At 26.8% G+C, this 12,224-nt stretch carries 10 protein-coding genes; 5 read left to right on the top strand and 5 right to left on the bottom strand.

The window, feature by feature from the left end:
• Positions 1-50: 50 nt before the first annotated feature.
• Entirely contained in the window at positions 51-1,802 is a 1,752-nt protein-coding gene (locus NG918_RS13900) for a phosphoenolpyruvate carboxykinase (RefSeq protein ID WP_252226687.1), read from the bottom strand.
• Between the two features lie 215 nt (positions 1,803-2,017).
• Between NG918_RS13900 and NG918_RS13905 the strand changes: the two genes are divergently transcribed.
• Both NG918_RS13905 and gltX read left to right on the top strand, forming a co-directional pair.
• Positions 2,018-2,890, top strand: a complete 873-nt coding sequence (locus tag NG918_RS13905) for a ComEC/Rec2 family competence protein (RefSeq protein WP_252226689.1) — start codon at positions 2,018-2,020, stop codon at positions 2,888-2,890.
• A gap of 333 nt (positions 2,891-3,223) precedes the next feature.
• Positions 3,224-4,681: a glutamate--tRNA ligase gene (gene gltX / locus NG918_RS13910; protein ID WP_252226691.1), complete on the top strand. Its 1,458-nt coding sequence runs from the start codon at positions 3,224-3,226 to the stop codon at positions 4,679-4,681.
• Positions 4,682-4,808: 127 nt separating this feature from the next.
• Here the strand turns inward: gltX and NG918_RS13915 are convergent, their stop codons facing one another.
• Together NG918_RS13915 and NG918_RS13920 are read right to left on the bottom strand one after the other, a co-directional pair.
• Entirely contained in the window at positions 4,809-5,549 is a 741-nt protein-coding gene (locus NG918_RS13915) for a ribonuclease H-like domain-containing protein (RefSeq protein WP_252213134.1), read from the bottom strand.
• A gap of 14 nt (positions 5,550-5,563) precedes the next feature.
• Positions 5,564-6,292: an HAD-IB family hydrolase gene (locus tag NG918_RS13920; protein ID WP_252213133.1), complete on the bottom strand. Its 729-nt coding sequence runs from the start codon at positions 6,290-6,292 to the stop codon at positions 5,564-5,566.
• 228 nt (positions 6,293-6,520) lie between these two features.
• Here NG918_RS13920 and NG918_RS13925 point away from each other — a divergent pair, with 228 nt between their 5' ends.
• The 3 genes from NG918_RS13925 to NG918_RS13935 are packed head-to-tail and all read left to right on the top strand — an operon-like array spanning position 6,521 to position 8,725.
• Positions 6,521-6,742, top strand: coding sequence for a FeoA family protein (locus tag NG918_RS13925; RefSeq protein WP_252213132.1), 222 nt, complete (start codon positions 6,521-6,523; stop codon positions 6,740-6,742).
• Between the two features lie 15 nt (positions 6,743-6,757).
• Positions 6,758-8,521 (top strand): ferrous iron transport protein B, encoded by a 1,764-nt coding sequence (feoB, locus tag NG918_RS13930; RefSeq protein ID WP_252226694.1) that lies wholly within the window; start codon positions 6,758-6,760, stop codon positions 8,519-8,521.
• A 51-nt stretch (positions 8,522-8,572) separates the two neighbouring features.
• Positions 8,573-8,725, top strand: coding sequence for a FeoB-associated Cys-rich membrane protein (locus tag NG918_RS13935; RefSeq protein WP_252226696.1), 153 nt, complete (start codon positions 8,573-8,575; stop codon positions 8,723-8,725).
• A gap of 281 nt (positions 8,726-9,006) precedes the next feature.
• Here NG918_RS13935 and NG918_RS13940 read toward each other — a convergent pair whose 3' ends face one another.
• Positions 9,007-10,119: an AI-2E family transporter gene (locus NG918_RS13940; RefSeq protein ID WP_252226697.1), complete on the bottom strand. Its 1,113-nt coding sequence runs from the start codon at positions 10,117-10,119 to the stop codon at positions 9,007-9,009.
• A gap of 300 nt (positions 10,120-10,419) precedes the next feature.
• Positions 10,420-12,111, bottom strand: a complete 1,692-nt coding sequence (gene argS / locus NG918_RS13945) for an arginine--tRNA ligase (RefSeq protein WP_252226699.1) — start codon at positions 12,109-12,111, stop codon at positions 10,420-10,422.
• Positions 12,112-12,224: the final 113 nt, after the last annotated feature.

Consider the following 12,224-nt stretch of genomic DNA (forward strand, 5'->3'; position numbering starts at 1 on the left):
CTCAGTCCACTTTACTTATAAATATATCAATATTTTTTAAAACATACTAATTATAGTTTTTTAATCTCTTCAAATAATTCTAAAGCTGCATTTTTAGGACCATTCTTCTCTTCTCCACATACTCCTAAACAAGTTTTAATTTGACCAACTTTAGTTTGCTTTGATTTAAACATAAAATCAAAATACTTTTCTATGAGTACATTAGTCTCATCTTGTTTTTGAACTGGACCAAATGGATTTGCAAAGAATGATTCAACTAATCCTTTTTCTGTTGTAGTTCCCTTAGCCATTCTTGCACCTGATCTAAATACATTTACTGCGTCTTCAGCACAAGTGAAATATTCTAGATGTTTTTCATTTTCTTTTACATCCTCATAATTATTTGCATAAAAGAAGAAATCAATTTTATATCCTGCCATTATTTCTTTGTAAGATGAAACTGGCATAACTAGTCTAGCATTCACTTTATCAGGATTCATAAATATACTTCTATCCATTTCTTTAAAAGCATATCCTTGGTCCAAATCATCTAATCTAACAAATGCTCCTATTTCTGTACCATACCCTTTTATTTCACCATCTTCTAATTTAAAAGTTCCCATATCATCAAATATTATAGTCATATCAGATATATAATCTTCACTTAAGCTTCTAAATGCTTCTAAGCTTTCTGATTTTCCTGCCCCACTATCCCCCATAATAACTACATTAGCTGTTTTTCCATTTTTCAATACAATATTTACCATAGCCCCATGTATTGGTAAATATCCTTTTTTAATCATTATTAAATTATGAAGAGTTAATGACATTTTTTTCATATATCCAAAATAGTCAATTTTATCTGAATGATTTATATAACCAAGCATAATATCATTTTTATAATCATTATAGAATACAGTATTTAAATCTTTTCCATTTTCATCATTTGCGCCAAATACAAATACTATATCAGGTCTTCTGCCTCTTATCTCTTCTGTTCTAGCCATCTCGAATAAGTTACATAAAGTTATTCCATGTTCCATATAATCTCTATGGAAGTATATATATGCTAATGACTCTCCTATTTTAGCAGGATAACAAAACCAATGTTCTTTGTTTATACTTGCATATTTTAATGGATTTTCATCAATTTCTGAAAACACTCCATCTCTTGTATTTCTCTTTGGATAAGTTATAAATGGTGTTTCTAAAAGAATGTTATCTATAAAAGGTATATCTTCTAATGTTTCATACCCTTTAGGAATGGGCCACTCCATTTGATGAATCATGATACATGCGTTTCCACCAGCAGGAATTTGTCTATAAACCTTAGGTTGATAACCTAATACATTTTTTTCAACCTTCCTATATAATTTAAGTATGATTACTGAGAACTCTGCATTTGCTTCTGTAAAGCTCATTGCAGCTAATCCTTGTCTTAATTTATATCTATGAATTATTGTATATCTTTCTAATCTTCTCCAATAAGAATAAAACTCTTCTACAAATCTAATAAAGCTATCTTTATTAGTCAATAACGCTTCAAAACCTGGACTTAATTCTATAATTTCTTCTACACCCATTATTGTTAAAAATTTTATAGCTTTTATTAATGCCTTGCAAATCTTAGATGTATCATTTGATTCTAATGAATCTGTTAAAAATCTATATGTTAATGTATTTTTTCTTTTTGATTTTTCTAAATAACTATTTAATACCCTTCTAAAGCCTTCACTTTCTAACACTGAATCAATATTATTACAATACTTTGTAGTAAAATTAATCATTACTTTATCATTACTCATGGAAAATTCTTTTTTCATTTATTTGCCCCCTATTATGAATTTTTAAATAAGTCAATATTGCATTTTTTCTATAAAAGCTGTATTTTTATTTAATTATAACATAATTTTTGCAATATTCAACCTTTCAATTTTTCATTTTTTTAATTTATATACATATTACATTAATTGAAATCCTTATCTTTTTTAAGAATTATTTTCTATTTAATGGTAAAATAATTTAAAGGAGTGTTCTTATGAGAGTTAAAAGAAATTTGAAATTTAAACTACTATTATTATTTATAATATTATCTACATTATTTATGCTAAGATACTTGAATTTAAACACTAATTACTATGATTATAATAATATGATTATTCACTACATTGATGTGGGACAAGGTGATGCAAGTCTTATACAAGTAAACAATATAAATATGCTAATAGATTCTGGTCCAAAAGAATCTAGAAATAAAATTTTAAGTTACCTACGCTCATTGAATATAAAAAAAATAGATTATATTATTGCAACCCATCCTCATGAAGATCATATAGGTAACATGGCTAAAATTATAAAAACTTATGGAATTAACAAATTTTATGCACCTAAAATAGAAAATACTACATCTACATTCGAAAAAATGATAGATGCATTAAAAGATAAAGATCTAAAAATTAATGTATTAAAAAAAGATACTAATACCATTGATCTAGGAAAGAATACTCATGTAACTGTGTTTTCTCCAATTAAAGATCTATATGACAATATAAATAATTATTCACCTGTTATAAAAATTCAATATGGAGATACTTCCTTCTTATTTACAGGAGATGCTGAAAACGAAGTAGAGAGTGAAATATTATTAGATTCAAATAATAATATAAAAAGTGATGTAATAAAAATAGGTCATCATGGTTCATCCACCTCCTCAAGCAAAGCTTTTATTGAAAAAGTAAATCCTTCACTAGCTATAATTTCTGTTGGTAATGATAATAAATTTAATCATCCTAATAAATCCACAATAGAATGTTTAACTAAAAGTAACATAAAAATTTATCAAACAAATAAAGAGCATACAATTATCTTATCTTCTGATGGACATAATATAAGAACAAAATCTCCAAAGTGACTTTAGATCTGGCAATTTTTTAGCCATGCACACTTTCCAAATGCAGTGAAGAAATAATGGTGTAGCATATGATTATTTTTTATTCTTTAGAGATACTCATCATACCTTTAAAATATAATATTCTAGAAATTATCCACAGATTTAAGATTTTTATAAATTCTTAAAGAATAAAAAAATAATTATGTATGAGATGAATCTAAGTCCTCCAAAATATTGACATAGAATGGCTGTTGATATATCATAGAATTAATATTATATATATTATGTCCCTTTCATTTAATATTCATATGAAAGGGCTTTATTTATGAAGATTTGTATAGGAGTGAAATAAAAATGGCATCAAAAAAAATTAGAACAAGATTTGCACCTAGTCCAACTGGTTATATGCATGTTGGAAATTTAAGAACTGCACTTTATGCTTATCTTATAGCTAAACATGAAGATGGAGATTTCATACTAAGAATTGAGGACACTGATCAGGAAAGATTAGTAGAAGGTGCGGTTGATATTATATATAACACACTAAAATTAACAGGTCTTAACCACGATGAAGGTCCAGATGTTGGCGGTGAAGTTGGACCTTATGTTCAAAGTGAAAGAAAAGCTATATATCTTGAATATGCAAAAAAATTAGTTGAAAAAGGAGAAGCTTACTATTGTTTCTGTTCTAAAGATAGATTAGATATACTTAAAGAAAATGCTGAAGCTTTAAAGAGACCATTTAAGTATGATAAGCATTGTTTACATCTTACAAAAGAAGAAATAGAAACAAATCTAGCTAAAGGATTACCTTATGTAATAAGACAAAATAATCCTACAACTGGATCAACAACTTTTGATGATGTTATATACGGTAAAATAACTGTAGATAACTCTGAACTTGAAGATATGATTTTAATTAAATCTGATGGTCTTCCAACTTATAATTTTGCAAATGTTGTAGATGATCATTTAATGGGTATAACTCATGTTGTTAGAGGTAATGAATACCTTTCATCTTCACCTAAATATAATAGATTATATGAAGCATTTGGTTGGGATGTTCCAGTTTATGTTCATTGTCCACCAATTATGAAAGATACTCATCATAAATTATCAAAGAGAAATGGTGATGCATCATTTGAAGATCTTATTCAAAAAGGCTATCTAAAGGAAGCTGTACTTAACTACATTGCATTACTTGGATGGAACCCTGGAACAAATGAAGAAATATTCAGTCTTGAAGAATTAACTCAAAAATTTGATTTCAAGGATATAAGTAAATCACCTGCTATATTTGATGATGCTAAATTAAAATGGATGAATGGTGAATATATAAGAAAACTTTCTTTAGATGAGTTCCATGAACTTGCTGTTCCTGAATATAAGAAAGTTTTAAAGAAAGATTTTGATTTAAAATTCATTTCAGACTTATTACATACAAGATGTGAATTATTAAGCGATCTAGCAGAACAAATTGATTTCTTAGAAGAGTTACCAGAATATTCAACTGATCTTTATGTTCATAAAAAAATGAAAAGTACAGTTGAAAGTTCATTAGAAAACTTAGAAAAAGTTTTACCAATTATTGAAGCAATCGATGAAGAAAATTGGAATAAAGATTATATCCACGAAAAAGTGTTCGAATTAATAAAATCATTAGAAATTAAAAATGGTCAAATGTTATGGCCTATAAGAACTGCTCTTTCTGGTAAATCATTTACTCCAGGTGGTGCTTTCGAGCTTGCTATATTACTTGGAAAAGAAGAATCAATTTCAAGATTAAAAAAAGGTATAGAATTACTTAAATAATAGAAACCCCTCTGCATAATCATTTACTATGCAGAGGGGTTTTAAGGTACCGTATTATTTAGACTTTCTTAGCTTTAAATTTCATGCACTTAATCTAAAGCTAAGAAAAATTTATTTTAAGTTGAACTTAGTGATTTATTATTGATTTATTTTCATAATTAAAATTATCTATTTCATCATCCAATTCTTCTATACTCTCATCTAACTCTTCAATTTCATTATCATCATATATATATTTCTTCCACTTAACATAAATATGATATAAATTAACCACATCTTGTTCATTATAAAGAAGTATTTTTTCTATTTTTTCCTCTGGCATTCTTTTGAAGTAACTTTTGTCTTTTAATACTTTATGAAAAGTTTTAGCTAAATTCGATCCACTAATTACTTCTCCTTCCCTTATAATGTCAAATAGCTTTTCTAAATTTTTAAGTCCTATAGATGTGGTTTTATTTTTTTCATATTCTTTTTGTATATCTATTGAATCAAATTCCTTGTTAAAATCATATTCTATCCCATATTGTTTAAAAAGATAATTTATAACAGTAAAATCATTATTCCCTGAAAATGTCACAATTGCTTTTTTACCTAATTTTTTCATCTTAATAAAATAATTTCGCGCCAAATATAATATATCAGCTACTTCGTCTCTATCTTCTATCATATATTGTGTTACCAAAATTTCATTTAGTCTTTTATTAAATTCACAAGCTCCAAATACTCCAATACACTTTGGTTTTTTATATACATAGTGTTCAAGATCAAAAAATATAAGCTCACTAGGTAAATACTCTCTATTTTCAGGTTTTATCATAAATTCATCACTAAATTCTTCTACCTTTACGTTGTTCTCACGAATAATCACAGTACCACTCTTTCCTATACAAATTGTATATCTTCAATATTTAAGTTATATATTACATCCTTTCTTTCTACTATAACATTAACTTTATTTGTCACTTCATTGTCACTCATAACTTTTTGTAAAAGTTCTTTTGTTGGATTAATGCAAAATGGATGTCCTACATGCTTAAACATAGTATAATCTCCAGATGTATCTCCATAAGCATAACTTTTGTTAAGGTCTATATCATATTTCTCTACAAGTTCATTTATAGCTTTAGATTTACTCTCGCTATCCCACATAGGTATAACTTCACTTGTATACATATCTTTCTTATCTACCATATAAATTGTACCTTTATAATCATTAAAGCCATATTTATTGGCCATTTCTCTAACAAGTTCTGAAGGCGAACCTGATATTATTATTATAATATGACCTTGCTCTTTATGCCACTTTATTCTATCTCTTGTAAAAGTGTAAACCCTATCACCTTTTTGTTCAACTACTTTTTGCGCTATATGCTCTACTTGATGCTTTTCTAATCCTTTGATAGCTTCTAAATAAACATCTACCATCTTTAAAAGATAATTGTCATAATCACCTTGTCTCTTATCCCATTTTAAAAAATGAGGCTTTACTTCATTATACCATCTCTCAGGCGCTATAATCTCATATTTAACCATCTTTTTAAATACTTCTGTAATTAAACCTTCTCTGTATAATGTTCCATCTAAATCAAAAAATGCCCCTATTTTTGACATTATCTCACCCCGTCTTTCATAGTATAGTATATTTTTTATATTTTATTATACTGTATTTTTTTAATTAGTTAAAGTTTGTATTATATTTTCTTATTTATCTTTAATTATTTATATTTTTTCCATTATATTATATATTATGTTTTTGGACTTCAACTATTGACTAAAGTGTAAAAAAGATGCTATTATTATACTTTGAACGATAATAATTTTCAATTAGAGGTGATATTCATGTGTATTTGCGATTTAAAACCTGGTGAAAAAGGAATAATAGATTTCATTGAAGGTGATTTAAAATTAAAGAAAAGATTATCAGCCTTAGGATGTATTAAAGGTACTGAAATTGAATTTAAAAGAAGAGCTCCTTTAGGAGATCCAATAGTTATAAATTTTAGAGGATTTGATTTAGCTATTAGGAAAAATGATGCTAAGAATATATTCTTATCAATATAGGGAGGATTTTAACTTATGACGACCATAGCTTTGCTTGGAAATCCTAATGTAGGAAAAACTACTTTATTTAATGCTTTAACTGGATCCAATCAATATGTTGGTAATTGGCCTGGAGTAACTGTTGAAAAAAAAGAAGGATACATAAATGACATAAAAATTGTAGACTTGCCAGGAATTTATGCAATGGATACTTTTTCAAATGAAGAAAAAGTAGCAAAAGACTTTTTGCAAAATGGACAAGTTGATTTAATACTAAACATAGTAGATGCTTCTAATTTAAATAGAAATCTTTACTTAACAACTCAATTAAAAGAATTTAATAAACCAATCATATTAGCAGTAAATATGATTGATGTAGCAGAATCTAAAGGTATTTTTATAGATTATAAAAAGCTATCAAAATTATTTGACGTTGAGATAATTCCTATATCTGCTGGAAAAAACATTGGAATTGATAAAATTTCAGCAAAATTACAAGAAGCTAATTTTAAAAACTCAGAAAATAATGAGAGGTTTGAATTTTCTTCTGAAGAAGATGCTTATTCATTTATTGAAGATACATTAAAACAATGTATAAAATCGGAACAAAATAATGAAATAACTACTTCTGAAAAAATAGATAAGATTCTACTTAATCCGTATTTTGCTTATCCAATCTTTTTAATGATAATAGCTTTAATGTTTCAAATTACATTTTCTTGGGTTGGACAGCCTTTATCAGATTTATTAGACACATTTTTAAATGATGCTTTTGTTCCTTTTGTAAGTAATTCATTATCAAGCACTGCTCCTTGGTTTCAATCTTTAATAATTGATGGAATAATAGCAGGTGTTGGTGGAATACTAGTATTATTACCTATAATTTTAGTATTATTTATATGTATTACCATATTAGAAGATAGTGGTTATATGTCTAGAGTAGCATTTTTAATGGATAAATTAATGAGAAAAATGGGATTATCAGGAAAAGCATTTATACCTATGTTGATTGGTTTTGGCTGCACTGTCCCTGCAATAATGACTGCAAGAACTTTAGAAAGTGAAAAAGATAGAAAACTTACTTGTTTACTTGTTCCTTTAATGTCATGTAATGCACGTTTACCAGTTTATGTAGTATTTGCATCTGTATTTTTTACAGATTATAGAGGGTTAGTTGTTGCATCATTATATTTTTTAGGTGTACTTCTAGCATTCTTACTCGGTATATTATTTAAAAATACATATTTCAAAAAAGATGAAGAACCATTTATAATTGAAATTCCTGAATATAAAATGCCAAAACTATCATCGATTTTAAAGCAAACAGGAGATAAAGGAAAAGACTTTTTGAAAAAAGCTGGAACAATAATCTTTGCTATGAGTGTTGTAATATGGTTTTTATCAAACTTTAACTTTACTGGTATGGTAAGTGAAGTAAATGAAAGCATTTTAGCTTCTATTGGTAATGTTATAGCTCCTGTGTTTTCACCTTTAGGATTTGGAAATTGGCAATCTGCTGTTTCATTACTTTCAGGACTACTTGCTAAAGAATCAGTTATAGCTTCTATGCAAGTAATTTTTGCTGGTAATTTAGATATTGTTTTAGGTGCACATTTTACTGCATTATCTGCCTATTCTTTCTTAGTATTCATATTACTATATACACCTTGTATTTCTGTAATTGGAACTATGAAAAAAGAATTTGGTGATAAATTTACTTTATTTTCAGTATTTTATCAATTAGTACTTGCTTGGATAGTTTCATTCCTAGTATTTAATATAGGTAACTTAATCATATAAAAATATAAAATTAAAATTTCAACTAATTATTACATAAAGGTGATGTGATTTATGGTAGAAATAACTTGTACTATACTAATTGTTTTATTTTCAGTTTTTATAATTATGAAATCAATAAAAAATTCATCTAAAGGCAAATGTAATTGCAGTAGTAGTTGTAAAAATTGTTCTAAAACATGCAGTAATATTTTAGATAAAAAATAGACTATATTTTAGAGCGTTGGTATTCTATCAACGCTCTTTTAAATATAGTCTATTTTTATGTTGTTCTATGTTTTAGAAGTGTATTATTGATATATGCAAAGAAGCAAAGAGCTCTAGATTGAGTAATTAAATTTAGAAATGACACTTTACCAATTACATATGATTATTTTTTATTCTTTAGGGGTACTCATAATACCTTTAAAACACATTATTTTAAAAGTTATCCACAAATTTTTTAATAATATAAATTCCTAAAGAATAAAAAAACATAGAATTATTCATTATAAATTCTTAAATAAGCTTGGATTTTTAGACTTATAAAATTTTACTACTCTAATATAATAAATATTAATAGTTGCAATTGTAGGTGATGCCAATAGCATTCCTATAGGTCCCCAGAATGCGCCACCTATTATTACCCCCATAATGATCCAAAATGGTTTCACTCCTACTTTTGATCCTATAAGCTTAGGATCAAGATACCAAGCATCAAATTGTTGAATTAAAAGTAGAAGCACAAATACTATAAGAGCCTTCATAGGTGAAACAAATATGCACACTGTAGCACCAACAACTTCTCCTATAAAAGGTCCAAAGTAAGGTATCATATTAGTAATAGCTACTATGATTGATAATAATAGTGCATATGGAGCTTTAACTATTACTAAACCAACTAAAGCTATAAGCCCTATTATAGCAGAATCTATAGCCTTTGCTCCTATATACACTCCTATCATCTTGTTATAAGTTTTACAAACATTAATTAATTCATTAGCCTTCTTTTCTTTTAAAATTATATAAGTTATAGTTTTTAAACCATATAATAATCCATCTTTGTCACATAATACATAAACAGCTATTAAAAATCCGAATACTATTTTTACTAAGTTTCCTGTAAAAGATAATAAATATCCTAACATGCCTTGTAATAAAGTTATTGTAAAATTACCCATTTTAATTGATAAAAGTTCAATTTTATCTACTAAACCAGCGTCAACTATTAACTCGCTTAATCTAGGGTTTTTAATAGCTGTGTTAATCCATTCTTGAATTGTTTCCATATATATAGGTACTTCTTTAATTATGCTACCAATACTATCTATCAAACTAGGTATAGTAAATAAGAAAAACATTATTATTATTCCTGTTATAACTGCATATGTTGCTAATATAGACTTTCCTCTTGAAAGTTTACATCTTTTTTCAAAAAGCATCATTATAGGATTTAATATATATGTAAAAATTAAAGCATATATAAATGGCGATATAATAGATAGAAAATGTTTTGCTATATTAAAGAAAAACTCATAATTATCTATTATTTTATATACAATAATACCAATAATAGCAATTACTAATATATCCTTGTATTTTACATTCCTATTTATAATCATTCCCTTTCTCCTCTCTTAAAATATTCTTACGTATTACCAAATATTATATCATATATTAATTTAATAAAGATTAATTCTTTGTTAAATTAATTATGTATTACCATATTTAATTTAACAGTGACTTAATCCTTATTTTTAATATTCTCAGGCTCTGTTTTAAATATGTGTTAATATATACAATGGGTAAAGTGGCATTGTAATTGAACTTATGTATATATCAACACTCTACTAAAACATAGCCATAGCATTAAATAAAAATAGCTAGAAACTTAAAATTAAAGTTTCTAGCTATTTTTTTAATTACATTTTTTCTACTACATCTATTCCTAATAGTTCTAATCCATTCTTTATTACTTGTAAACTACTTCTTACTAAGCTTAATCTAGTTGCTTTTAAAACTTCATCATCTAAATTTAAAACTGAATGAGCATTATAGAATTTGTTAAATGATTTTGCAACTTCTATAACATATCTTGTTAAAATTGATGGTTCTAACTTATCAGTAGCAAGTTTAATTTGATTATTGAAATTAGCTAAAACTTTAACTAATTCAAATTCTTCTTTTGAAGATAATTTACTAAAATCAACCTCTGAAGAAATATTCTCTGCTCTACTTAATATGCTGTTAGCTCTAGCATAAGAATATTGAACATAAGGACCTGTTTCTCCTTCAAATGATAAGATTTCTTTCCAATCAAATACGATATCTTTTTCTCTTGAATTCTTTAAGTAAGTGAAAATAATAGCTCCAACACCTATTTTCTTAGCTACTTCTTCTTTATTTTCAAGATTTGGATTCTTTTCATTTATAACTTCTAAAGTTTTTTCAACTGATTCTCTTATCAAATCATCAAGTAAAACAACTTCTCCCTTTCTTGTAGAAAGCTTTCTATCTGCAAATTTAACTAATCCAAATCCAACATGAACACAATCATTTGCCCATTCATGTCCTGCAAGTTCTAACACTTTAAATACTTGTTTAAAATGTAATGCTTGTGGGCTTCCAACTACATAGATACTCTTGTAGAAATCATAAGTTTTCTTTCTATACATAGCAGCAGCTAAATCTCTTGTTGCATATATAGATGCTCCATCACCTTTTAATACTATACAAGGTGGCATATTATAATCATCTAACATTACAACCTGTGCTCCATTACTTTCTACAAGTAATCCCTTATCCTTTAATTCATTAACTACTACATCCATTTTATCATTATAGAATGCTTCTCCTGCTAATGAATCAAATTTAACTCCTAATATATCATATACTCTTTCAAATTCCTTTAAACTTAAATCTCTAAATTTCTTCCATAAAGCTTGTGCTTCTGGATCTCCTGTCTCTAGCTTTTTAAAATACATTCTTCCTTCGTCTTCTAAGCTAGGATCTTTTTCTGCTTCTTCATGGAATTTAACATAAATTCTAAGAAGTTCATCAATTGGAGCTTTTTCTAAAGCTTCTTCATCAACCCATCTATTATAAGCTGATATAAGCTTACCAAATTGAGTTCCCCAATCTCCTAAATGATTTAAACCTACAACATCATATCCTTCTTTTTTAAACATTTTGTATAAAGAATTACCAATGGCTGTAGTAAATAAATGTCCTACATGGAATGGTTTTGCAATATTAGGTGAAGAATATTCAACACAAACTGTTTTACCGTCTCCTATGTTAGATTCACCATAGTTATCTCCATCTTTTAATATCTTATTGATTGTATTTTCAGCAAATACTCCTTTATCAACAAAGAAATTTAAATATGGTCCAAGATTTTCAATTCTTTCAAATCCTTCTTTGTTAATAGCATCTTTTAAAGTTTCAGCTATCATATTAGGTGCTTTTCTCATTACTTTAGAAAGTTGAAAACATGGAAAAGCATAATCCCCCATTTCAGACTTAGGTGGTATTTCAATAAGTTTTTCTATAGCATTAACATCCAAATCTACATGTTCTTTAATTAGCTGTGCAATTTTATTTTTGTAATCCATAAGTATCCTCCTAGAAGTTTATTATTTAATCTTTCGCTCTTTTTTAAAACAGAGCCAAGTTTATAACTATGTACTTTTATTTTATATTTTTATAAAGAACAAAATCGCTAAGG

The sequence above is a fragment of the Clostridium sp. ZBS2 genome (assembly GCF_023845855.1).
In the GTDB taxonomy this organism is placed as follows: domain Bacteria; phylum Bacillota; class Clostridia; order Clostridiales; family Clostridiaceae; genus Clostridium; species Clostridium aquiflavi.